This is a genomic window from Stenotrophomonas sp. X (assembly GCF_055721025.1).
In genome coordinates this window covers 927,734-951,701 of the sequence record NZ_CM146756.1, presented here as the reverse complement: position 1 = coordinate 951,701, position 23,968 = coordinate 927,734, and the positions used below count along the sequence as shown (strand labels likewise).

The window sequence follows — 23,968 nt, the reverse complement described above, 5'->3', positions numbered from 1 at the left end:
AGCTGGAAAGCCAGCAACGACGCGGGTTTCGGGCCATTGGACAGCGCGCGTCAATGCTTGACGCGCGCGTTTCCACTCGGTTTGGCCTTGCTGCGCACCGTGACACGCTGCGCACTCTTGCGCGCCTTCTTCGGTGCCAACGGACGCTCCAGCGCCAGGTCCAGGACTTCTTCGATGTACTTCACCGGCACGATCTTCAGATCGCGGGTGACGTTGGCCGGGATGTCGGCCAGGTCCTTGCGGTTCTCTTCCGGGATGATGACCGTGCGGATGCCGCCACGCAGTGCGGCCAGCAGCTTCTCCTTCAGGCCACCGATGGCAGTGACGCGACCACGCAGGGTGATCTCGCCGGTCATCGCCACGTCGGCGCGCACCGGCACCTTGGTCAGCATCGACACCAGCGAGGTGACCATCGCCGCGCCGGCACTCGGGCCATCCTTCGGCGTGGCGCCATCGGGCACGTGCAGGTGCACGTCGTGCTTCTGCAGGAAGTCGCTGTCGATGCCAAAGCCCACGGCGCGCGAACGCACCACCGACAGCGCGGCCGACGCCGATTCCTTCATCACGTTGCCGAGCTGGCCGGTAAGGATCAGCTGGCCCTTGCCCGGCACCAGGGTCGATTCGATCTGCAGCAGGTCGCCACCGACTTCGGTCCAGGCCAGGCCGGTGACCAGGCCGATTTCATTCTCTTCCTCGGCACGGCCGAAGTCGAAGCGACGCACGCCCAGGTACTTGTCCAGGTTCTTGCTGGACACATTGACCAGCGCCTTGGGCTTCTTCGCACCCTTCTTCGCCTTCACCGGCTGCGGGCCGGCCAGCGCGATCTCCTTCACCACCTTGCGGCAGATCTTGGCGATCTCGCGTTCCAGGTTGCGCACGCCCGATTCGCGCGTGTAGTACCGCACGATGTCCTGGATGGCGTCACTGCCGATTTCCAGTTCTTCCGGCTGCAGGCCGTTGGCCTTGACCTGCTTCGGCACCAGGTAGCGGGTCGCGATGTTGAGCTTCTCGTCCTCGGTGTAGCCGGGGATGCGGATCACTTCCATGCGGTCCAGCAGCGGGCCGGGAATGTTGAGCGAGTTCGAGGTGGCCACGAACATCACTTCGGACAGGTCCAGGTCCACTTCCAGGTAGTGGTCGTTGAATGCGTTGTTCTGCTCCGGATCGAGCACTTCCAGCAGCGCCGAAGACGGATCGCCACGGAAGTCCATCGACATCTTGTCGATCTCGTCGAGCACGAACAGCGGGTTCTTGCTGCCGACCTTGTTGAGGTTCTGCACGATGCGGCCCGGCATGGAACCGACGTAGGTACGGCGGTGGCCACGGATTTCGGCCTCGTCGCGCACGCCGCCCAGCGACATGCGCACGAACTTGCGGTTGGTGGCCTTGGCAATCGACTGGCCCAGCGAGGTCTTGCCCACGCCCGGCGGCCCGACCAGGCACAGGATCGGGCCTTTCATCTGCTTCACGCGCGACTGCACCGCCAGGTATTCAAGAATGCGCTCCTTGACCTTCTCCAGGCCGTAGTGGTCAGCATCGAGCGTATCCTGCGCGACCTTCAGGTCCTTGCGCACCTTGCTGCGCTTCTTCCACGGCACGCCCAGCAGCCACTCCAGGTAGTTGCGCACGACGGCGGCTTCGGCCGACATCGGCGACATCTGCTTGAGCTTGTTCAGTTCATTGCGCGCCTTGGCTTCAACCGCCTTCGGCATGCCGGCCTCGGCAATCTTGCGGGCCAGTTCTTCCAGCTCGCCCGGCGCGTCGTCCAGGTCACCCAGTTCCTTCTGGATGGCCTTCATCTGTTCGTTGAGGTAGTACTCGCGCTGGCTCTTCTCCATCTGCGACTTCACGCGGCCGCGGATGCGCTTCTCCATCTGCTGCACGTCGATCTCGCCGTCGACCAGCCCGACCAGCATCTCCAGGCGGTCACCGACGGCCAGCGTTTCCAGCAGGCGCTGCTTGTCGGCCAGGCGCACGCTGATGTGCGCAGCGATGGTGTCGGCCAGGCGCGCCGGCTCATCGATGCCCGACAGCGTCTGCAGCAGCTCCGGCGGCAGCTTGCGGTTGGTCTTCACGTACTGCTCGAACAGCGACATCAGCGAGCGGGCAATCGCCTCGACCTCGCGCGCCTCGCGCTCGTCGGTGGCGTCGATCTCCACGGCCTGGCCATGCAGCGAGCCGTCGCGCTCGTCGACGTGGGTGACCTGCACGCGCGACAGGCCTTCAACCAGCACCTTGATGGTGCCGTCGGGCAGCTTCAGCAGCTGCAGCACCTGCGCCAGCGTACCGACCTGGTAGAGGTCGGCCGCATGCGGGTCGTCGGTCTCGGCCGACTTCTGCGCCAGCAGCAGGATGCGCTTGTCCGCCTCCATTGCCTGTTCGAGCGCGTGCATGGACTTGTCACGGCCGACGAACAGCGGGATGACCATGTGCGGGAACACCACTACGTCGCGCAGCGGCAGGACCGGCAGGTCGAGGGTTTCACTTGGGGAACGGGCCATGGGGGCTCCAGGGAAGGGGGAAAACCGCCTCCGGGAGGGCATCTTCCGGAGACAAAAAAAGCCGATGGCCCCGTTATGGGGCCATCGGCTTTCAGATGCAAGGCATTCCTTTAAAATCCTTTCCAATCAACAACCTGGAAGGATCACTCGGCGCCTGCGGCCTTCTGTTCAGGGGCGGCCGGGGTCTGGTAGATCAGGTACGGCTCGGACTTGTGCTCGATCACCGATTCGTCCACGACCACCTTGCTGACGTTCTCCTGCGACGGCAGGTCATACATGGTGTCCAGCAGGACCGATTCGACGATGGTGCGCAGGCCACGGGCGCCAGTCTTGCGCTTGAGCGCCTTCTTGGCGATGGCCGACAACGCGTCCGGACGGAACTCCAGTTCCACGTTTTCCATCTCGAACAGCTTCTTGAACTGCTTGGTGATGGCGTTCTTCGGCTCGGTCAGGATCTTGATCAGGGCCGGCTCGTCCAGCTCCTCCAGGGTCGCGACCACCGGCAGGCGGCCGACGAACTCGGGAATCAGGCCGAACTTGATCAGGTCTTCCGGCTCGACTTCCGCCAGCACCTTGCCCACTTCCTGCTTGCGCTCGCTGCTCTTCACCTTGGCGCCGAAGCCGATGCTGCCGACGTCGGTGGAACGCGCCTGGATCACCTTGTCCAGCCCGGCGAACGCGCCGCCGCAGATGAACAGGATGTTCTTGGTGTCCACCTGCAGGAATTCCTGCTGCGGGTGCTTGCGGCCGCCCTGCGGCGGAACGCTGGCCACAGTACCTTCGATCAGCTTCAGCAGGGCCTGCTGCACGCCTTCGCCGGACACATCGCGGGTAATCGACGGGTTCTCGCTCTTGCGCGAGATCTTGTCGATTTCATCGATGTAGACGATGCCCTGCTGCGCCTTCTCGACGTCGTAGTCGCACTTCTGCAGCAGCTTCTGGATGATGTTCTCCACGTCCTCGCCCACGTAACCCGCTTCGGTCAGCGTGGTGGCGTCGGCCATGGTGAACGGCACGTTGAGCAGGCGGGCCAGGGTCTCGGCCAGCAGCGTCTTGCCCGAACCGGTCGGGCCGACCAGCAGGATGTTCGACTTCGCCAGTTCGACGTCGTCGTTCTTCTGCCGGCTCTCGATGCGCTTGTAGTGGTTGTACACGGCCACTGCCAGCGTGCGCTTGGCACGGTTCTGGCCGATCACGTACTGGTCGAGGACCTCGAGGATCTCGCGCGGCTTGGGCAGCGAACTGCGCGCCGACTGCGCCTTTTCCTCAAGTTCCTCACGGATGATGTCGTTGCACAGCTCCACGCACTCATCGCAGATGAACACGCTCGGACCCGCAATCAGCTTGCGCACTTCATGCTGGCTCTTGCCGCAGAAAGAGCAGTAGAGGATCTTGCCGGTGTCCGTGGAACGACCTTGGCGGTCTTCGCTCATGCTTCGCTTACCCAGTTACCCCACCCGCTGAACGGGGGTTCGATTCGAGAATAGCACAGGGCCGAGGGGACACCAGTCCCACCCGACCCTGCAGGAACGAGGCCTCCCTGGCCCCGTGAAGGCCGGTCAACCGGCCTGGATCGACTCATCCGGACGACGCTCCAGGACCTGGTCGACCAGACCGTAGGCCTGCGCCTCGAAGGCGCTCTTGAAGTTGTCGCGCTCGGTGTCACGGGCGATCGTCTCCAGCGACTGGCCGGTGTGCTTGGCCAGCACCTCGTTCAGGCGCGAACGCAGGGTCAGGATCTCGCGCGCGTGGATGTCGATGTCGGTGGCCTGGCCCTGGTAGCCACCCAGCGGCTGATGGATCATCACGCGCGAGTTCGGCAGCGCATAGCGCTTGCCGGCTTCGCCCGCGGCCAGCAGCAGGGCGCCCATCGAGGCGGCCTGGCCGATGCAGGTAGTGCTCACATTCGGCTTGATGTACTGCATGGTGTCGTAGATCGCCATGCCGGCGGTGACCACGCCACCCGGCGAGTTGATGTAGATGTTGATGTCCTTTTCCGGGTTTTCCGATTCCAGGAACAGCAACTGCGCCACCACCACGTTGGCCATGTGATCGTCGATCGGGCCCACGAGGAAGATCAGGCGCTCCTTCAACAGGCGCGAATAGATGTCGTAGGCACGCTCGCCGCGGCTGGTCTGCTCGACCACCATCGGAACCAGGTTCAGGGCTTTGGTTCGGTTGTCCATTACGTGAGGTACCTATCTTGGGGGGCAACAACCCCGCGCCGGCAAAGGCGCGGGGCATCCGGTGATCCGCCCGGGCTTACTGGCGGATCGCGTCCTGGAACGACAGCTTCTCTTCGGTGTGCTGGGCACGCTCGGCGATCCAGTCGATCACCTGCTCTTCCATCACACGGTTCTGCAGGCCAGACATCAACTGGGGGTCGTTGCGGTACATCTCAATGACCTGCTCCGGCTCTTCGTAGGTCGAAGCGATCAGACGCATCGTTTCATTCAGGCGCTTGGCTTCCAGGCGCAGGTCGTTGATGCGGGCCACTTCACCGACCAGCAGGCCGACCAGCACGCGCTTGGCGGCAGCGTCCTTGAAGCCTTCGTGGGCATCGGCCGGGATCTCGCCGACGTTCTGGCCGTTGCGACGCAGCTGCTCAACCTGCTGGGCCAGCATGGCGCGGGCTTCGTTCTCGACCAGGCGCGGCGGCATTTCGACCGAGGAGTAGGCCGCGATCAGCTGCTCGCCCACTTCGCGGCGCAGGCGGTTCATCAACGCACCCTTCAGCTCGCGCTCCAGGTTGGCGCGGATGTCGCTGCGGAACTGCTCCACATCGCCGCCCTTCACGCCGAAGCTCTTGATGAAGGCTTCGTCGACCGCCGGCACGACCGGCTCGGAGACCTCGGTGACCTTGACGGTGACCTGCACGGTCTTGCCGGCCAGCACCGGCACGCGCCAGTCAGCCGGGAACTCGACGTCCAGGGTCTTCTCTTCGCCCTTGGCCAGGCCGACCAGGCCCTTCTCGATGGTGTCGAACATCATGCCCTGGCCGAGTACGATCGAACCCTTTTCGGTGCCCTCGGCCGGCAGGCGCTCTTCGCCGGCCTGCGACCAGGTTTCCACCGCGACCAGGTCACCGTCCTGCGCGCCACGGCTGACCGGGGCCCAGGTACGACGCTGGTTCTGCAGGTTCTCGATCATCTGGTCGATGTCGGCGTCGGTGATCTCGGCGGTATGGCGCACGACGGTCAGCTTGCTGACGTCGATGTCGCCGAAGTCCGGCACCACTTCCACGGTGGCCACGAAGGAGAACTCACCCTCGTCGCCCTTGTCGATGCGCGGGCTGCCGACGATGCGCAGGTCGTGCTCGCGCACGGCCGCATCGAAGGTTTCGCGCAGCAGGCCGTCCAGCGCCTCGCCACGGACCTGCGCGCCGAAGCGCTGCTCAATCACCTTGGCCGGCACCTTGCCCGGGCGGAAGCCCTTGATGCGGGTGGTACGGGCGATTTCGCCGAGGCGGCCGACGATGTGGCTCTGCAGACGCTCTTCCGGCAGCGAGAAGCTCAGGCGGCGTTCCAGGTTGCCGGTGGATTCGATCGAAGCTTGCATGTTGACTCCTGCCACCGGTGGCCCAGGCCCCCGGCTCGATGATTGGGATGAAACGGTTGTAAGGACGCGACGTCTGGGACGCGCCTGCTTGCCGCAGCCCTTTAGTTTCGCCCAATTCGGCTTGCACTGCCAGCGCGTGCCGGTCAAGGGGGCGCAGATGGCCCGATCAGGGCGGGGACAGGCCGGCACTGGTGCGAAAGGGGGGACTCGAACCCCCACGCCTTGCGGCACTGGAACCTAAATCCAGGGCGTCTACCAATTCCGCCACTTTCGCGTGGCCGGCGCAGGTGTTCATTGTCGCAGGCGATGGCGGGAAGCGGAAGGCCTGCACAAAACTGAACATGGCAATTGCGCGCAGCCCGCGCGTTGAACCACCCCGGCGAGCGCAAGCTCATCCGGGGTGGCGGGGTTCACTGCTGCGGCCTGGCCTTGGCCGACGCCGTATCGGCACCCTGCCCGGCTGCAGGATCCACCTTGCGGATCTCCACGCCCCCGTCGCCGGTGCGCCGCAGGGCCGCCGGCTCCGGCGCCTTGCGCACATCCACCGAACCATCCGCATTGCGCTGCACGTCCACCGCATCGGGCAGGGCCTCCCGCTCTGCCGGCTGAGCCGGCTGCATCTGCATGGCCTCACCGACCAGGCGCGCAGGAGCACTTTCAGTGCCAGCATCGCGTTCGACAGTCTGCGCGGGATCGTCGGCGGGCGCGCAGGCCGCCAGTGCCAGCAACGCGAAGGAAACCCACAGCGTGCGGTGCAATCGATTGATTTGAGCCATCAACATCTTCCTTCGTGCATGCGCCGTCGGCGCGGAAGATCCATTGGGTGCGATGCAGGATGCGATGCGGTGAGATGCAGCGCACAGCATTGATAACACTGATGACGCGTATGACCCTGATTTCAGCATTGCTTCAGTCGATCCACGCCATGCGCGGATGAAATGCCCCCCCCCCAGCGAACAGGCAAGAAAAAAGCCACTTGGCGAACCAAGTGGCTTTCGTCTGGTGGGCTGTCAAGGATTCGAACCTTGGACCTATTGATTAAGAGTCAACTGCTCTACCAACTGAGCTAACAGCCCGAAATCGGGGCGCGAATTATGACCCGATCCGCTCGGTGGGTGCAAGCACTTTTTTCAACGTGGTTGAAACCAGCACTGCGGGCCCCGCTCCTGCTGCAGATCCACGCCGAACGGGTTCTGCAACGCGTGATCCATCGGAACGATGGGAGTCACACCTATAAGAAAAAAGCCACCTGGCGTACCAGGTGGCTTCTGTCTTGGTGGGCCGTCAAGGATTCGAACCTTGGACCTATTGATTAAGAGTCAACTGCTCTACCAACTGAGCTAACGGCCCGTGAAACTCAGACGCACATTGTAGCGTGCTTTCTGTTTATTGCAATACCGTTTCGGCTGCGCCGATGCGGTTGAATCAGTGGGGTGGCTGAGGGGATTCGAACCCCCGACCACCGGAATCACAATCCGGTACTCTAACCAACTGAGCTACAGCCACCACTGAAACTTTCGCCCCATCGCCGATACCACTGACGCCGGAACCTTGAACATTGCCTGGGGACTGTCACCGAAGTTGCGGTCCGCCGAAGCGAGTCCGATATTCTGGTGGAGTCCTTGCGCTTTTGCAAGCACTTCTTCACATCCGTCGATGCGATCCCGGCGCTCGCCAATGGCGCGCCCGACAGGAATCGAACCTGTAACCGCCGGCTTAGAAGGCCGGTGCTCTATCCAGTTGAGCTACGGGCGCCCGAACCGGAACGGTGTCCAATCCGACGTGGCGTGGGATTGGTCGGGGTAGAGGGATTCGAACCCCCGACATCCTGCTCCCAAAGCAGGCGCGCTACCAGACTGCGCTATACCCCGGTCTTGCAATCCCCTCGGGTTGGGCCCGGGGAGTTGGTCATTGTCGCCAAGCGCGTTGGGAACTGTCAACGAAGGATGCACAGATCCCGGGCCTGCCACAACGCCGAAAGCAGTCATCGGCTATGCTCACGCCCATCGGCCGGATGGCCGTCCCGACCTTCATTCGCACGGAGAACACGCATGCGCAGCGGCAACCCGGCTCTTTCCGAGTCGACTTTCCTCGACCTCGCCAGTGGCTCGGTAGTGACCAGCCCCGACCAGGTCATGACCCTCAATGGCACCGCCAACAAGACCGGCATCCTGCTGCTGTTGACCGTGCTGACCGCGGCGTTCGCCTGGAGCCAGGCGGTCGACGAGTACGGCCAGATTTCCGGCAGCGCGAGCCTGTACGCCATCGGCGGCGCGATTGGCGGCCTGGTGCTGGCACTGATCACCATCTTCAAGAAGGAATGGTCGCCGGTCACCGCGCCGATGTACGCGCTGGTCGAAGGCCTGTTCCTGGGCGCCGTGTCGGCCCTGTTCAACATGAAGTATCCGGGCATCGTGTTCCAGGCGGTGCTGCTGACCTTCGGCACCCTGGCCGCCCTGCTGTTCGCATACCGCAGCGGCCTGATCAAGGCCACCGAGAACTTCAAGATGGGCGTGGTCGCCGCCACCGGCGGCATCGCCCTGCTCTACCTGGCCTCGTTCGTGCTGGGCTTCTTCAACATCAACGTGCCGGTGATCCACGACTCCAGCTGGCTGGGCATTGCCTTCAGCCTGTTCGTGGTGGTTGTGGCCGCGCTGAACCTGGTGCTGGACTTCGATTTCATCGAGTCCGGCGTCGCCCAGCGCGCGCCGAAGTACATGGAGTGGTATGGCGCATTCGGCCTGATGGTGACCTTGGTCTGGCTGTATGTGGAGTTCCTGCGCCTGCTGTCGAAGATCCAGCAGCGCTGAACCGGACAGAGCCATAAACGACAAAGGGCGCCTTCGGGGCGCCCTTTTCTCTTTGTAACGCGTGGCTGCTGCATTTCCCGGCTAGCCAGCCACGCCGGCCTGTGCAGCGTAGTGCGCCGCAAGGTGCTCGACCAGCGCGCGCACCTTGGGCGCGAGCGCACGTGCATGCGGGTACAACGCGAAGTAGCGCCGCTGGCCGGCATTCCAGGCCGGCAGCACGCGGATCAGACGACCGGCGCGCAGGTCCTCCTGCACCGTCAACGCGGTGAACAGGCTGATGCCCATTCCGGCCAGCGCGGCGGCGTACAGCGCAGGCGTGGCATCCACGCGCAGGCGCTGCCCGGCTTCAACGCTCACGCTGGCGCCGCGCGGCCCCTGCAACCGCCAGGGCGGCATTGACGGCGTGGGACTGAAACCCAGCAGCGTGTGCTGCTCCAGATCCGCTGCGTGCCGTGGCAGGCCATGGCGCGCCAGGTAGGCCGGTGCGGCGACCAGGATGCGCGGGCAGCTGGCCAGCTCGCGCGCGACCAGCTGGCTGTCCGGCAATGAAGCTGCAATGCGCAGCGCCAGGTCGAAACCACCGCCCACCACATCGACCAGCTGATCATCCGCCGACAGGTCCAGCGTGACCTGCGGGTAACGCTGCAGGAACGAGGGCAGCCAATGCGGCAGTTCCTGGCTGGCCACTACCTGCGGCACGCTGATCCGCACCCTGCCACTGGGTTGCGCCTGCCCGGCGCGGGCACGATCGTCCGCCTCCTGCAGGCGGTCCAGCAGCGTTGCCGCCTCGCGGTAGTAATCGCGCCCGGCCTCGGTCAACGACAGCCGACGGCTGTTGCGATCGAGCAGGCGTACCTGCAGGTGTTCTTCCAGCTGCCGCAGCTGCCGCGACATCGCCGAGTGGGTGGTCCCCAGGCGCTCGGCGGCCGCAGTGAAACTGCCCGCGTCAACGATGGCGCGCAGCGCGCGCAGGGCGGCGAAGTGATCCATCGGCGGGCAGCTCCACGTGGCGGGGCCCACGGCATGCGGGCCCCGCCAGCTTATCAAGCGCCGTCACCGGCCTTGCGTACCGGCAGCGCCAGGATCGCGTCGGTGCTCATGACATCGCCGAAGGCGTCTTCGATCTGCGCCAGCGAGGCCTCATGCAGCGCGCGATGATCGATGCGACGGCCGCCGGCCAGATCCAGGTCACGGCTGGCGCTGGCATCGGACGAGACGATCACCCGGTAGCCACGTGGTGCGGCCGCTGCGTCGCGCGCGGCACCGGCCACACAGGCATGGGTCTGCAGGCCAGTGACGATCAGGGTATCGATACCGGCATTCTTCAGCATCGGGTCGAGCACGGCTGCGGACGCGCCGGCGAACACGCTGACATTGTCCTTCTGCACCACGGTCTCGCCCTGGCGCGGCTGCAGGTCGCGATGGAAGGCGGCATTGACGCTGCCCTGCGCGAACAGGGGTGCGCCGGCCGGCAGCACGTGCTGGACATGGATCACGCGGATGCCGTGGGCATCGGCGAATTCGACTACCCGCCTGGCCTGGCGCAGTGCGGCCACGCCATCGGGAATGACCATGCGGCCACCCGCAAAGCCCGGTACGGCCTTGGCATCGAAGTACTCGTTCTGGAAGTCGATCACCAGCACGGCAGTCTTCGCCGCATCCAGCGAGGTCGCGACCGGCGCACCCGCCATATGGCGGATGGTGGGATGGGCCGGCTCGGCAGCAGCCACCGGGATGGTGGCTGTCATGCCGATCAAGCTGGCCAGGCCGAAGGCGGTGAGGTTCATGTTCAAGCTCCGGTGCGTTGGGAAGTGGGCACAGGATGCGGAGCGGATGGTGCACGAACCAGCCGTGTAACAGCACATGATCTGTGCGATATCAGCACAGACCGCCTCTGTAGAGTCGAGCCATGCTCGACTCTACAGAGGCGGAAAAACGCAACGGGGCACCCGAAGGCGCCCCGCTGTGGATCCGACCGAGGTCGGCCGGCCGCTTACAGGCGGCTGGCAATTGCCTTGGCAAAGCTCATGGTGGTGCCGGTGCCACCCAGGTCGCCGGTCAGCGAATCCTTGGCTTCCATGGTCGCCACGATGGCCTTGCGCAGGCGCTCGGCGTTTTCCGGCTGGCCGATGTGGTCCAGCATCTGCGCGGCCGCCAGCAGCAGCGCGCACGGATTGGCCTTGCCCTGGCCGGCGATGTCCGGCGCGGTGCCGTGCACGGCTTCGAAGATCGCCGCATCCTTACCGATGTTGGCGCCCGGAGCCAGGCCCAGGCCGCCGACCAGGCCGGCGCACAGGTCGGAGATGATGTCGCCGAACAGGTTCGTGGTGACGATCACATCGAACTGTTCCGGGCGCATCACCAGCTGCATGCAGCAGTTGTCGACGATCATTTCCTGGAACTCGATGTCCGGGTACTGCGCGGCGACTTCACGGGCGACATTCAGGAACAGGCCCGAGGTCGACTTGATGATGTTGGCCTTGTGCACGGCGGTGACCTTCTTGCGGCCGGTGCTCTTGGCCAGCTCGAAGGCGTAGCGCACGATGCGCTCGGAGCCCTTGCGGGTGATGCGGGTGCCGGAGAAGGCGGTCTCGCCATCGGCCGACACTTCCTGGCCTTCGGCCAGGTAGGCACCTTCGGTGTTCTCACGGACGGTGATCAGGTCGACGTTGTCGAAACGCGACTTGGTGTTCGGGAAGGTGTGGGCCGGACGCACGTTGGCGTACAGGTCGAAATGACGTCGCAGGCTGACGTTGATCGAGGTGAAGCCACCACCGACCGGGGTGGTCAGCGGGCTCTTCAGCGCGACCTTGTTGCGCGCGATCGATTCCAGGGTAACCGCCGGCATCAGGTCGCCGTGCTTTTCCAGGGCCACCAGGCCGGCGTCGGCGTCTTCGTACTCCAGGCCAGTCCTGAGCTGGTCGAGCACGAACAGGGTGGCGTCCATGATTTCCGGGCCAATGCCGTCGCCGCGGATGACCGTAATTTTCTGCGTCATTGATCGATGTTCCGAACAGGGGGAAAAACGCCGTCCGGACGTGCCCGGAAACGCCGGCGCAAAGGAAGTTTCACCGGCAATTATGCCTGAGCCGGGGCCGAGGTCCCAAATAGACCATGGTCCCAGTCCCCGGCTCAGGCAGAATTGCCCGCGCATCCCTCCTCTACCCCCGCCTGTCGGCGCGCCCCTTCAACAAGAAGGGGCTCCTGGGCTGTTGGATCGCGGGACAGGCCCCCTCGCCGGCCCGGTAGTGCCGGCCGCTGGCCGGCAACCCCGGCCATGTCGGGTTCAGGGGATGCCGGCCGCTGGCCGGCACGACCCTCAGTGCTCGTGCGCGGCTGGCGCGGCGGCGCCGCCTTCGAGCTGGTCGAGGAAGTCGACCGCGCGGCGCAGGTGCGGGATCACGATGGAGCCGCCCACCACCAGGCCGACCGAGAAGGTCTCGAAGAACTCCTCACGGGTCACCCCGGCGTCCTTGCACTGGGCCACGTGGTAGCTGATGCAGTCGTCGCAGCGCAGCACCATCGAGGCCACCAGGCCCAGCAGCTCCTTGGTCTTCACGTCCAGCGCGCCGGCCTGGTAGGTCTGCGTATCCAGCGCGAAGAAGCGGCGCACCACCTGGTTCGGTTCGCCCAGGATGCGCTCGTTCATGCGCTTGCGGAACTCGGTGAACTCGGCGATGCGGTCCTTGCTGCCGTCGTCGGCCGCGCTCATGCCTGGCCCTGCCCGGCCAGCAGCGGCTCGAGCTTGCCTTCACGGTGCAGGGCCATCATGTCGTCGTAGCCGCCGACATGGACGTCGCCGACGAAGATCTGCGGCACGCTGGTGCGGCGGGTCAGCGCCATCATCTTCTCGCGCTCGGCCGGGTCCAGGTCGATGCGGACCTCGGTCCACTGCTGGCCCTTGCTCTTCAGGAAGTTCTTGGCGGCCACGCAGTACGGGCAGACGGCAGTGGAATAGATGGTGATGGCGGGGGCACCGCCGGCGGTCTGGGCTGTCACGGGAAACTCCACGATGGATCGACGGTCTACATATGGTACCGGTGCGCTGGAATTTCCACGCCACGGCCGCAACACTGTGGATTAACGAATGGTTGCCCCCCGCCCTGCCACGCTTGGCGCGCCCCGCCCGAGGACCTTCTGCTTGCGAGCCCTGCTGCTGACTACCGCCGTCACCCTGGCCCTGGCCATGCCGCTGGCCCAGGCCCAGGAGAAGCTGCCCGACATCGGCTCTTCGGCCGGCGAGCTGCTGACCCCGGCCCGCCAGGCCGAGTACGGCGCGATGATGCTGCGCGAGCTGCGCAACTACGGCTACCTGCTGGAAGATCCGCTGGTCAACGACTGGCTGCAGACCATGGGTACCCGGCTCGGCTCCAACAGTGACCAGCCGCGGCAGCCGTACACCTTCTTCGTGATGAACGACCGCCAGATCAACGCGTTCGCCACGCTGGGCGGCTACATCGGGGTCAATGCCGGACTGGTGCTGACCGCCGAGCGCGAGGACGAGGTTGCTGCGGTGCTGTCCCACGAAATCGCCCACGTCACCCAGCAGCACGTGCTGCGCGGTGTCGAGCGCGCCCAGCGCGACCAGATCCCGATCCTGCTGGGCATGCTGGCGGCGGTAGTGGCCGCCCAGGCCAGCAACAGCACGTCGTCCGGCAACGCGACGATGGCGGCGATCAGCTCGGGCATGGGCCTGATGCAGCAGCGGCAGATCAACTACACCCGCTCCAACGAGTCCGAGGCCGACCGCCTCGGCATCCGCACCCTGTCGCGCAGCGGCTACGACGTGGATGCCATGGCCGGCTTCTTCGAGCGGATGTCGGCAGCCATGCGCGGCAACGAAGGCGGCTACAGCGTGCCCGAGTTCCTGCGCACCCACCCGGTCAACATCACCCGCATCAGCGAGGCCAAGTCCCGCGCCCAGCAGATGAAGAAGGATACGGTGCTTCTCACCACCAGCACCCCCACCGGCGAGCGCAAGGAGCGGGTGGACCCGGCCGATCCCAGCCTGGGCGAGCCGCTGCTGCGCGGCAACAACCCGCTGCTGCCCGGCAGTGTGCTGCGCCTGCCGATCGGCCAGCTCAACCGTGGCGCCAGCGGTGACTTCGAGTGGGCGCGTGAGCGCCTGCGCGTGCTCAGCGCGGACTCCACCCCCGAGCTGGAGCGCGAGTACGCCGACCTGGCCAAGCGGCAGAAGGACGGCCTCAACGATGCGCAGCGCTACGGCCAGGCGCTGGCGGTGATGCGCGGTGGCCGTGCCGGTGCCGGCCAGGCCCGGCAGACCCTGGCCGGCCTGCTGCAGACCCACCCCGGCAACCTGTGGCTGGCGCTGGGCCTGGGCGAGGCGGAGTCGCGCGCAGGCCAGGCGGCCCAGGCCAACAGCCGCTTCGAGCAATTGTTGCGCGAACACCCCAACAGCCGCCCGGTGGCACTGACCTATGCCGAGATCCTGAACGAACAAGGCAGCCGCGAAGCCGGCCAGCGTGCGCAGGCGATGCTGCGCCCCCTGCTGTCGCAAAGTGGTAACGATCCGGTCTTCCAGCAGCGTTTCGCCCGCGCCAGTGAGTTGGCTGGCGACAGCGTGCGCGCCAGCGAGGCCTATGCCGAGGCCGCCTTCCTCAGCGGGCGGCCAGAACAGGCGCTGATGCAGCTGCAGGCGCTCAAGCGCAACCCGGCGCTGGATTACATCGGCCGCGCGCGGGTTGACGCGCGCATCGAATCGATCACCCCGACGGTGCTGGAACTGCGCCGGCAGGGCGTGCAGGACCCGGATCTGGACCGTCGCTGAGCACCGCATGACCGGCCGATGGCAATCCAGGCCGGTTCCGGCCGGGTAGTCACAAACATGTCATCAAACCGTAGTCTACTGGCACCAGTCCAGTAACCGAGCCCTACGGTGTCCTCGTGCAGAAACGCATCCTGATCGTCGATGACGAGCCCGCGATCCGTGAAATGGTCGCCTTCGCCCTTCGCAAGGGCGATTACGAACCGGTCCACGCCGGCGATGCCCGGGAGGCCCAGACCGCGATCGCCGATCGCGTTCCCGACCTGATCCTGCTGGACTGGATGCTGCCCGGCACCAGCGGCCTGGACCTGGCCCGTCGCTGGCGCAAGGAAACGCTGACCCGCGAAGTGCCGATCATCATGCTGACCGCCCGCGGCGAGGAGAACGATCGCGTCGGTGGCCTCGAGGCCGGTGTCGATGACTATGTGGTCAAGCCGTTCTCGGCACGCGAACTGCTGGCCCGCATCCGCGCGGTCATGCGCCGCGCCCGCGAAGATGACGAGGACGGCAGCGTAGCCGTCGGCCCGATCCGTATCGACGGCGCCGCCCATCGCGTGTTCGCCAACGACCAGCCGGTGCCGATCGGCCCGACCGAATACCGCCTGCTGCATTTCTTCATGACCCACCCGGAGCGCGTCTACACCCGCGCGCAGCTGCTGGACCATGTGTGGGGCGGCAGCGTTTACGTGGAGGAACGCACCATCGACGTGCATATCCGCCGCCTGCGCAAGACGCTGGAGCCGTTCAACGCCGAGAACATGGTGCAGACCGTGCGCGGCGCCGGATACCGCTTCTCCACTGCCACCTGAGTCTCGTCGTGCCGGCACCGCGCACTTACAGGTGCCGGTGCCGGCAACTCTGCTATAACCCTCGATTCACCCCAGTGAACCGCCGCACCTCAACGACGAGATCGCAATGCCCCGCCACATCCGCTCTGCCTGGTTGAAGACCCTGGCCACCGTTGCCGCGGTGCTGCTGTTCGCCGGACTGGTGGGGTGGTTCACGGGCCATCTGTGGTTGTGCATCGCACTGGGCGCGCTGGCGACCCTGGCCTGGCATTACTGGCGCCTGCGCAGCGTTCTGCGCCGGCTGACCGCTCGCCAGCGCTGGGACACCGCCGAAGAAGGCACCGGCGTCTGGAACGAACTGGACCGCCTGCTGTACCGCAACCAGGTGGAAATGCGCGTGCGCAAGCGCCGCCTGCTGGACATGCTGCGCAGCTACCGCGCCGCCGCCGCCGCGCTGCCCGATGCTGTCGTCGTGCTGGATCGCAACAGCCAGCGCGTGCAGTGGTTCAACGAAGCGGCCACCGCCCTGCTCGGCCTGCACCATCCCGGCGACCTTGGCGAGGCCCTGGTCGAGCGCCTGCAGCCGATGCCGCTGGCGCACTGGCTGGCCGGTGGCCGCAATGCCGAGCCCATCCTGGACGTACCCTCGCCGGTCGATCCGGCGATCCGCCTGAACCTGCGCCTGATTCCCTATTCGTCGGACTACTGGCTGCTGATCGCGCGTGACGTCAGCAAGCTGCTGCGCCTGGAGCAGGTGCGCCGGGATTTCGTCGCCAACGTTTCACACGAGCTGCGCACGCCGCTCACCGTGGTCCACGGCTACCTGGACATGATGGACCCGGAGGATTTCCCGGGAACCGGACCGATGCTGGAAGAAATGCGCAAGCAGAGCCAGCGCATGGCCCAGCTGGTGGAAGACCTGCTGACCCTGTCGCGCCTCGAATCGCAGGAACACAGCGAGGACGAGACCGTGGCCATGCAGCCGATGCTGGCCACCCTGCGCCGCGAAGCCGAAGCGCACAGCCAGGGCCGCCACCAGATCAGCATCGACGACCTGGCAGGCGTTGACCTTCAGGGCTCGACCAAGGAGCTGCACAGCGCGTTCTCCAACCTGGTCACCAATGCGGTGCGCTATACGCCGGCCGGTGGCCGCATCGCGGTGGAGTTCCGCCGCGAGGGCGACGGTGCGGTGCTGGCGGTGCGTGACTCCGGCTACGGCATCCCGGCCACCCACCTGCCGCGCCTGACCGAACGCTTCTACCGTGTCTCCAGCAGCCGCTCCCGCGAAAGCGGTGGTACCGGCCTGGGCCTGTCCATCGTCAAGCACATCCTCGGCCTGCACCACGCACGGCTGGAAATTGAAAGCGAAGTCGGCAAGGGCTCGGTGTTCTCCTGCCATTTCGATGCCGACCACGTGCGCCCGCGCGAGTCCGCCCCCCTGACCTCCATCGAAGAATGACGCCATGAGCAGCCTCGGATCCCTTCCCCTCCCCGTGAGCCCGGACAACGATCCGTTGCGCGACCCGGCGCTGTACATCAATCGCGAACTGTCACAGCTGGATTTCAACTTCCGCGTGCTGGCCCAGGCGATGGACCCGCAGGTGCCGCTGCTGGAGCGCCTGCGCTTCATGTGCATCTCCTGCACCAACCTCGACGAGTTCTTCGAGATCCGTGCCGCCGCCGTGCGCCACGCGCAGGAGTACGGCCTGCCACCCGCACCGGACGGGATGAGCCCGCAGGCCATCCTGAGCGCCATCCATGACCGCGCCGCCGAACTGGTGGACCAGCAGTACCGTTGCTGGAACGAGACGCTGCGGCCGGCGCTGATGGAGGCCGGCATCGGCGTGCTCGGCCGCCACTCCTGGACCGACCGCCAGAAGCGCTGGCTGCGCGCCTACTTCCGCAACGAGATCATGCCGGTGCTGTCGCCACTGGGCCTGGACCCGGTGCACCCGTTCCCGAAGATCCTCAACAAGTCGCTGAACATCGTGGTGGTGCTCAAGGGCACCGATGCGTTCGGCCGCGCCGGCCACCTGGCCATCGTGCGTGCGCCGCGCTCGCTGCCGCGCATCATCCAGCTGCCGGAAAAGCTCGGCGGGCCCCAGAACTTCGTGTTCCTCTCGTCGGTGCTGTCGACCTTCGTCGATGAGCTGTTCCCGGGCATGGAAGTCCAGGGCGCCTACCAGTTCCGCGTCACCCGCAATTCCGAGCTGGTGGTGGACGAGGAGGAAGTGGAGAACCTGGCGCTGGCGCTGCGCGATGAACTGGTCGACCGCGGCTACCGGCCGGCGGTGCGCCTGGAGATCGCTCAGGACATGCCACGCGACATCGTGCGCACCCTGCTGCAGAACTTCGGCCTGACCGAGAACGCGGTGTACCGCATCGACGGCCCGGTCAACCTCAATCGCATCATCCAGCTGTACGACCTGATCGCGCAGCCGGACCTGAAGTACCCGCCGATGACACCGCGCACGCTGCGCGACAGCGACGGCATCTTCGAGACCACGGCGCGCCAGGACCTGCTGCTGCACCACCCGTTCGATGCCTTCACCGCGGTGCTGGACCTGATCCGGCAGGCGGCGATAGATCCGAACGTACTGGCGATCAAGCAGACCCTGTACCGCACCGGCAAGGATTCGCTGATCGTCGACGCGCTGATCCAGGCCGCACGCAACGGCAAGGACGTGACCGTGGTGGTCGAACTGCGCGCCCGCTTCGACGAAGAAGCCAACCTCGGCCTGGCCGATCGCCTGCAGGAAGCCGGCGTGCAGGTGGTGTACGGCGTGGTCGGCTACAAGACCCACGCCAAGATGCTGCTGATCGTGCGCCGCGAGGGCCGCAAGCTGCGCCGCTACGTGCACCTGGGTACCGGCAACTACCACAGCGGCACCGCCCGCGCGTATACCGACATCAGCCTGATCACCGCCGATGCGGACATCGGCAATGACGTGCACCTGCTGTTCCAGCAGCTGTCCGGGCTGGCGTCGAAGATGAAGCTCAAGCGCCTGCTGCAGTCGCCCTTCACCCTGCACACCGGCATCCTCGGCCGCATCGAGCGCGAGACGCGCATCGCCGCCGCCGGCCGCCCGGCGCGGATCATCGCCAAGATGAACGCACTGAACGAACCGCAGGTGGTGCGCGCGCTGTACGCCGCGTCGCAGGCCGGCGTGCAGATCGACCTGATCATCCGCGGCGCCTGCACGCTGCGACCGGGCGTGCCGGGCATCTCGGACAACATCCGCGTGCGCTCGATCGTCGGCCGCTTCCTGGAACACAGCCGCGTCTACTGGTTCGGCAACGACGGCGCACCGGAAATGTACTGCGCCAGCGCGGACTGGCTGGAACGCAACCTGCTGCGCCGGGTCGAGACCTGCTTCCCGATCCTCGATCCGGAACTGGCCAAGCGGGTCTACCGCGAAGTCCTGCAGAACTACCTTGACGACAACCTCAACGCCTGGGAGCTGGATGCCGACGGCATCTACCACAAGCGTGCCCCGGCCCACGACGAAGCGCCGCATTCGGCACAGATGGCGTTGATGCAGGGGCTCTGACCCGGTGTGTCGACCAGGGTCGACACCTACCAGGAGCGGGAGGTGCCGCCCCCCTTGCAGTCCCGCCGCGCTCCCCTCTTCCAAAATGTGAAGGCCGCGCGGTGACGAGCACACCGCCCCTTCGGCTAACATTCGTCCATGCCGCACACCACCACGACTCCGCCCGCATTGCAGGATGGCGACCTGCTGGCCGCCATCGACCTTGGCTCCAACAGTTTCCACATGGTCATCGCGCGCTATACGCTCGGCCAGCTGCGGGTGATCGACCGCCTGCGCGAGACGGTGCGCATGGCCGATGGCCTGGATGGCAAGGGTGGTCTCTCTTCCGCTGCACGCCAACGTGCACTGGAATGCCTGGCCCGCTTCGGTCAGCGCATCCGCAATGTGCCGCCGCACCGGGTGCGCGCGCTGGCCACCAATACTGTGCGCCAGCTGCGCTCGCCGCAGTCGTTCCTGGTACCGGCCGAAACCGCACTGGGGCATGCCATCGAAGTGGTCAGCGGGCGCGAAGAAGCGCGCCTGATCTACCTGGGCGTGGCCCACGCGCAACCGCCCAAGCCCGGCCAGCGCCGGCTGGTGATCGACATCGGCGGTGGCTCCACTGAGTTCATCATCGGCATGGGCATGCAGACCCTGGAGCGCGAAAGCCTGCAGGCCGGCTGCATCGCCAGCACCCGGCGCTTTTTCCCCGGCGGCAAGCTGAGCAAGAAGCGCTGGAAGGACGCGCTGGCCGAGATTGGCCGCGAGTTCCAGCCTTTCGCCAGCAAGTACCGCGCGCTGGGCTGGCAGGAAGCGTTGGGCTCTTCGGGCACGCACAAGGCGATCAGCGAGATCTGCGCGACGATGAAGCTGAGCAAGGGCGCCATCACCGCCGAGGCCCTGCCGCAGCTGCGCGATGAACTGCTGAAGGCCAAGAAGATCGACGACATCCAGCTGCCGGGCCTGTCCAGCGACCGCCGCCCGATCATCGCCGGCGGCATCCTGGTGCTGGAAGCGGCCTTCCAGGCGCTGGGCCTGCAGAAGCTGCTGGTCAGCAAGGCGGCGATGCGCGAAGGCATCCTGTATGACATCGTCGGCCGCGCCGGCGAAAACGACCTGCGTGACGAATCGGTGGCTGCGCTCAGCCAGCGCTACGGTATCGATACCGTCCAGGCCGAGCGCGTGCAGGACACCGCGCTGTCCCTGCTGGAACAGGTGCAGGAGCGCTGGAGGCTCGATGCCGACGATGCGCGCATGCTCGGCTGGGCCGCGCGCCTGCACGAGCTGGGCCTGATGATCGCGCACAGCGGCTACCACGTGCATGGCAGCTATGTGCTGGAACACTCGGATATCGCCGGCTTCTCGCGCCAGGAGCAGCAGATGCTGGCGGCTCTGGTGCGCAGCCACCGCCGCAGCGTGACCAAGACCGCCTTCGACGCCCTGCCCGAGCGACTGCTGCTGACCGCACGCCGGCTGGCGGCCCTGCTGCGGCTGGCGGTGCTGCTCAACCGCGCCCACGAAGACGATCCGCTGCCGGCACTGGAATTGACCGCCGACGACAACCGGCTGTCGCTGATCGTGCCGCAGGCCTTCATCGATGCCCGCCCGCTGCTGCGCGCGGACCTGATCGGCGAGACCGATGGCATCGCCGGGCTGGGCATCCAGTTCCGTCCGTTCGTGGCCTGAATACGCTGTCCGCTGTTGTCCACAGGACAACTGGGGTGACGCATTTCCCACTCCCACTTTGCGCAGTCTGGCGGTTTTTTGTGCTGCTCCGCAACACAACGGTGTGCTGTGGGCAATCGCTGCCATCACGTAAGCACCTGCTTTTGTTCACGTTTTGTGAAGACTGGCGCGGCCGCGTGACATAAATGGATACGAACTCTTTACAGAGCATTAACTAACGAGACTACTATCGGGTCACCGGCTCGGTCATCGACCCTGCTGGCTCCTTCGACGCCCGCTTTGGCGTCCTGTGCACGACCTGAGAGAGAGAGAGCTCGCCATGACTTCACGCACCACCGCACTGGGGCAGGCCATCCGCTACGCCCTGGCTACCACTGCAGCGCTGGCGGCGCTGCCCGCGTTTGCCCAGGAAGGCAGCAACGCCAACCCGACCAACCTCGACCGCATCGAGATCACCGGCTCGCGCATCCGCCAGGTGGACGTGGAAACCGCACAGCCGGTGTTCGCGATCAGCCGCAACGACATCGAAAAGCAGGGGTTCAGCTCGGTTGCCGACATCCTGCAGAACGTCACCGCGATGGGCAGCCCGACCATCAGCCGCGCCAATGCGCTGACCGCAGGCGAGAACGCGGGCGGCACCTACATCGACATGCGCAACCTGGGCACCCAGCGCACCCTGGTGCTGGTCAACGGCAAGCGCCTGGGCATCAGCACGTCCGGCTACCAGGACATCTCCACGCTGCCGGTGTCCGCCGTGGAACGCATCGAGGTGCTGAAGGACGGCGCCTCTGCGATCTATGGCTCCGACGCCATGGCCGGTGTGGTGAACATCATCACCCGTTCCAATGTCACTGGTGTGACTGCCAACGTCTACCACGGCCAGTACAGCCAGGGCGACGGTGCACGCGACCGCTTCGACGTGGTCGCCGGCTGGAGCAATGAGCGCGTGTCGTTGACCCTGTCGGCCGAGCATGCCGAAGAGAAGGGCGTGTGGGCGCGCGATCGCGGCTTCAGCAAATACGGCATGACCGATCGCCATCCTTACGACAGCAGCAACTGGACCACGATCAGCCAGTACGGCCAGTTCACGGGTCTGCGCGGCCCGGGCTGTACCGCCACTGCGGGTTGCGGCTATTCCCTCAACCGCGGCGCGGATCCCACCAACCCGGCCAATTACCACCTCACCGATACCACGCCTTTCACCGGTGACGTGAGCAATGCCAACGACCAGATGCATGTGATGTATCCGGTCAAGCGCGACTCGGTCTATTTCGACGGCCGGTTCAAGATCACCGACAACGTCAACTTCCGCACCGAGCTGGGCTACAACCAGCGTGAGTCCACCCGCCAGATCGCGGGCTATCCGCTGCAGTCGAGCACCGCCGGTGTCGGCTCGATGTCGATCAACAGCTACTTCAACCCGTTCGGCCGCCAGCACGGTTACGCCAACCCGACCGCCGTGGCCTGGAACCGCCGCACCTGGGAAGTGCCGCGCGTGACCACCAGCGAGCTGAAGACCTACCGCGCGGTGGCGTCGTTCGACGGTTCGTTCGAGATCGGCAGCCGCTACTTCGACTGGGAAGTGGGCTACCAGTACAACCGCAATGAGCTGGAATCGGTGGCCACCGGCAACCTGCACAAGGGTCGCGTCGCCGGCGGCGTCGGCCCGTCGTTCTACAACGCCGCCACCGGCAAGGTGCAGTGCGGTACCGCAGCTGCACCGATCTCCTATGACGTGTGCAAGCCGTGGAACCCGTTGGTTCCGTATGGCACGACGGCTGCCGATGGCCTGTACGGCAACGAAGAGCTGCAGGCGTGGCTGTTCCCGGAAGAGATCACCAAGGGCCGCACCACCTCCAAGAACTTCTTTGCCAACATCGCTGGCAGCATCGTGACCCTGCCGGCTGGCGATCTCGGCTTCGCCTTCGGCGTGGAAAGCCGCAAGGAAGAAGGCAAATACACCCCGGATGCCCTGGCCCAGACCGGCGCTACCACCAACCTGGCCGCAGGCCCGACCGGCGGTGACTACACCGTCAACGAGGCCTACCTGGAAGTGAACGTTCCGGTGCTGGCCGACCTGCCGGGCGCGAAGGAACTGACCTTCAATGGCGCAACCCGCTTCTCGGACTACAACACCTTCGGCAACACGCTCAACAGCAAGTTCGGCTTCAAGTGGAAGCCGATCGACTCGCTGATGGTGCGTGGCACCTGGGCCGAGGGCTTCCGTGCACCGACCATCAGCGACCTGTTCGGTGGTGGCTCGGAGACCTTCGCGCAGTTCAGCGATCCGTGCGACACCCGTTTCGGTTCCTCGGCCTCCAGCGCCGAAGTCCGTGCACGTTGCGCACGCGACATCGCCAATGCGAATACCTTCCGCCAGCTGCGCCAGGGCGGCACCCCGGTGAACACGTCGACGGACGCGACGCCGGTGCCGTTCACCTCCGGGTCCAACCCGCTGCTGACGCCGGAAACCTCGACCAGCAAGACCCTGGGCCTGGTCTGGAGCCCGAGCTTCATCCAGGGCTTCAACGCCTCGCTGGACTGGTGGAAGATCCGCATCGACAACACGATCATCGCCGACACGCCGACCCAGATCCTGCAGGACTGCTACGAGTCGGGCATCGAAGCGCGCTGCTCGCGCTTCCAGCGTGACCCGGTGACCGGCATCGTAACCAACCTGAAGTTCGGCAACCGCAACGCGGGCTTCATGGAAACCGAAGGCTACGACCTGGACGTGAGCTACCGTCTGGACACCCGGTTCGGCAAGTTCAACGTGAACTCGGCCACCACCTACGTGTCCAGTGCGACCTACCGCACCTCCAACGACAACTCGATCGTTCCGATCGTCACCAACGGCATCGGCAGCGCCTTCCGCGTCCGCTCCAACCTGGTGCTGGGCTACGAGCGGGGCAACTTCGGCGCGAGCTGGACCGCGCGTTACTACTCGGGCGTGAAGGAAACCTGCTCGAACATCGCGCTGTACCCGGACGAATGCTCGGATCCGGGTGTGTATGCACCGTGGTACAAGGGCGCCCGCAACTACAACGAGCGTGGTGCGGTCACCTTCCACGACGTGCAGGTGCGTTACTCGCTGCCGTGGGATGCCACCGTGTCGGTCGGTGCCAACAACGTGTTCGAAAAGACCGGCCCGATCATGTACAGCAAGCCGAACTCGGCCTTCTCGTACTACGGTGGCTACGACATCGGCCGCTTCGTCTACATGAAGTACCAGCAGCGCTTCTGATCCATCGCGCTGTGACATGAAGCACCAGGACCACGGCCCTTCGGGGCCGTGGTTTTTTGTTGGCCG

At 65.6% G+C, this 23,968-nt stretch carries 17 protein-coding genes and 6 tRNA genes; 7 read left to right on the top strand and 16 right to left on the bottom strand.

What is annotated here, in order from left to right:
• Positions 1-50 precede the first annotated feature (50 nt).
• From lon to ACZ75I_RS04250, 11 genes are all read right to left on the bottom strand, one after another.
• Positions 51-2,501 carry an endopeptidase La gene (gene lon, locus ACZ75I_RS04300; protein WP_072168264.1) on the bottom strand — a complete coding sequence of 817 codons (2,451 nt, stop codon included), beginning with the start codon at positions 2,499-2,501 and terminating at the stop codon, positions 51-53.
• Between the two features lie 143 nt (positions 2,502-2,644).
• On the bottom strand, positions 2,645-3,934 hold the full coding sequence (clpX, locus tag ACZ75I_RS04295; protein WP_472958734.1) for an ATP-dependent Clp protease ATP-binding subunit ClpX: 1,290 nt from the start codon (positions 3,932-3,934) through the stop codon (positions 2,645-2,647).
• 126 nt (positions 3,935-4,060) lie between these two features.
• Entirely contained in the window at positions 4,061-4,687 is a 627-nt protein-coding gene (gene clpP, locus ACZ75I_RS04290; RefSeq protein WP_004146318.1) for an ATP-dependent Clp endopeptidase proteolytic subunit ClpP, read from the bottom strand.
• Positions 4,688-4,763: 76 nt separating this feature from the next.
• Positions 4,764-6,059: a trigger factor gene (gene tig, locus ACZ75I_RS04285; RefSeq protein WP_005415468.1), complete on the bottom strand. Its 1,296-nt coding sequence runs from the start codon at positions 6,057-6,059 to the stop codon at positions 4,764-4,766.
• 189 nt (positions 6,060-6,248) lie between these two features.
• Positions 6,249-6,333: transfer RNA gene (locus ACZ75I_RS04280), tRNA-Leu, on the bottom strand.
• A gap of 136 nt (positions 6,334-6,469) precedes the next feature.
• On the bottom strand, positions 6,470-6,835 hold the full coding sequence (locus tag ACZ75I_RS04275) for a peroxisomal membrane protein PEX16 (RefSeq protein ID WP_180868761.1): 366 nt from the start codon (positions 6,833-6,835) through the stop codon (positions 6,470-6,472).
• Between the two features lie 224 nt (positions 6,836-7,059).
• A tRNA-Lys gene (locus ACZ75I_RS04270) sits at positions 7,060-7,135 on the bottom strand.
• A 198-nt stretch (positions 7,136-7,333) separates the two neighbouring features.
• A tRNA-Lys gene (locus tag ACZ75I_RS04265) sits at positions 7,334-7,409 on the bottom strand.
• 79 nt (positions 7,410-7,488) lie between these two features.
• Positions 7,489-7,565, bottom strand: a tRNA-His gene (locus tag ACZ75I_RS04260).
• A 172-nt stretch (positions 7,566-7,737) separates the two neighbouring features.
• A tRNA-Arg gene (locus ACZ75I_RS04255) sits at positions 7,738-7,814 on the bottom strand.
• Positions 7,815-7,853: 39 nt separating this feature from the next.
• Positions 7,854-7,930, bottom strand: a tRNA-Pro gene (locus tag ACZ75I_RS04250).
• Positions 7,931-8,110: 180 nt separating this feature from the next.
• Between ACZ75I_RS04250 and ACZ75I_RS04245 the strand changes: the two genes are divergently transcribed.
• Positions 8,111-8,869, top strand: a complete 759-nt coding sequence (locus ACZ75I_RS04245; RefSeq protein WP_072168268.1) for a Bax inhibitor-1/YccA family protein — start codon at positions 8,111-8,113, stop codon at positions 8,867-8,869.
• An 81-nt stretch (positions 8,870-8,950) separates the two neighbouring features.
• Here the strand turns inward: ACZ75I_RS04245 and ACZ75I_RS04240 are convergent, their stop codons facing one another.
• From ACZ75I_RS04240 to grxC, 5 genes are all read right to left on the bottom strand, one after another.
• Positions 8,951-9,859 carry a LysR family transcriptional regulator gene (locus ACZ75I_RS04240; RefSeq protein WP_180868760.1) on the bottom strand — a complete coding sequence of 303 codons (909 nt, stop codon included), beginning with the start codon at positions 9,857-9,859 and terminating at the stop codon, positions 8,951-8,953.
• 53 nt (positions 9,860-9,912) lie between these two features.
• On the bottom strand, positions 9,913-10,656 hold the full coding sequence (locus ACZ75I_RS04235) for a cysteine hydrolase family protein (protein WP_346477207.1): 744 nt from the start codon (positions 10,654-10,656) through the stop codon (positions 9,913-9,915).
• Between the two features lie 206 nt (positions 10,657-10,862).
• Positions 10,863-11,867 (bottom strand): isocitrate dehydrogenase, encoded by a 1,005-nt coding sequence (locus ACZ75I_RS04230; protein WP_180868759.1) that lies wholly within the window; start codon positions 11,865-11,867, stop codon positions 10,863-10,865.
• 321 nt (positions 11,868-12,188) lie between these two features.
• On the bottom strand, positions 12,189-12,581 hold the full coding sequence (locus ACZ75I_RS04225) for a carboxymuconolactone decarboxylase family protein (protein ID WP_004154542.1): 393 nt from the start codon (positions 12,579-12,581) through the stop codon (positions 12,189-12,191).
• Positions 12,578-12,868 carry a glutaredoxin 3 gene (gene grxC / locus ACZ75I_RS04220; protein WP_004154541.1) on the bottom strand — a complete coding sequence of 97 codons (291 nt, stop codon included), beginning with the start codon at positions 12,866-12,868 and terminating at the stop codon, positions 12,578-12,580. The genes ACZ75I_RS04225 and grxC overlap by 4 nt, the downstream gene beginning before the upstream one ends.
• A 142-nt stretch (positions 12,869-13,010) precedes the next feature.
• On the opposite strand from grxC, the gene ACZ75I_RS04215 reads away from it, so the two are divergent.
• The 6 genes from ACZ75I_RS04215 to ACZ75I_RS04190 all read left to right on the top strand — a co-directional run bounded on the left by ACZ75I_RS04215 (position 13,011) and on the right by ACZ75I_RS04190 (position 23,902).
• On the top strand, positions 13,011-14,657 hold the full coding sequence (locus ACZ75I_RS04215; RefSeq protein ID WP_065197179.1) for a M48 family metalloprotease: 1,647 nt from the start codon (positions 13,011-13,013) through the stop codon (positions 14,655-14,657).
• A gap of 116 nt (positions 14,658-14,773) precedes the next feature.
• Positions 14,774-15,463 carry a phosphate regulon transcriptional regulator PhoB gene (phoB, locus tag ACZ75I_RS04210; RefSeq protein WP_005408258.1) on the top strand — a complete coding sequence of 230 codons (690 nt, stop codon included), beginning with the start codon at positions 14,774-14,776 and terminating at the stop codon, positions 15,461-15,463.
• Between the two features lie 106 nt (positions 15,464-15,569).
• On the top strand, positions 15,570-16,901 hold the full coding sequence (gene phoR / locus ACZ75I_RS04205; RefSeq protein ID WP_061479944.1) for a phosphate regulon sensor histidine kinase PhoR: 1,332 nt from the start codon (positions 15,570-15,572) through the stop codon (positions 16,899-16,901).
• 4 nt (positions 16,902-16,905) lie between these two features.
• A complete protein-coding gene (gene ppk1, locus ACZ75I_RS04200) occupies positions 16,906-18,993 on the top strand; it encodes a polyphosphate kinase 1 (protein ID WP_061479943.1) in 2,088 nt (695 codons plus the stop codon).
• Positions 18,994-19,131: 138 nt separating this feature from the next.
• Positions 19,132-20,658, top strand: a complete 1,527-nt coding sequence (ppx, locus tag ACZ75I_RS04195; RefSeq protein ID WP_005415458.1) for an exopolyphosphatase — start codon at positions 19,132-19,134, stop codon at positions 20,656-20,658.
• 319 nt (positions 20,659-20,977) lie between these two features.
• Positions 20,978-23,902: a TonB-dependent receptor domain-containing protein gene (locus ACZ75I_RS04190; protein WP_111200656.1), complete on the top strand. Its 2,925-nt coding sequence runs from the start codon at positions 20,978-20,980 to the stop codon at positions 23,900-23,902.
• The last annotated feature ends 66 nt before the right edge of the window (positions 23,903-23,968 follow it).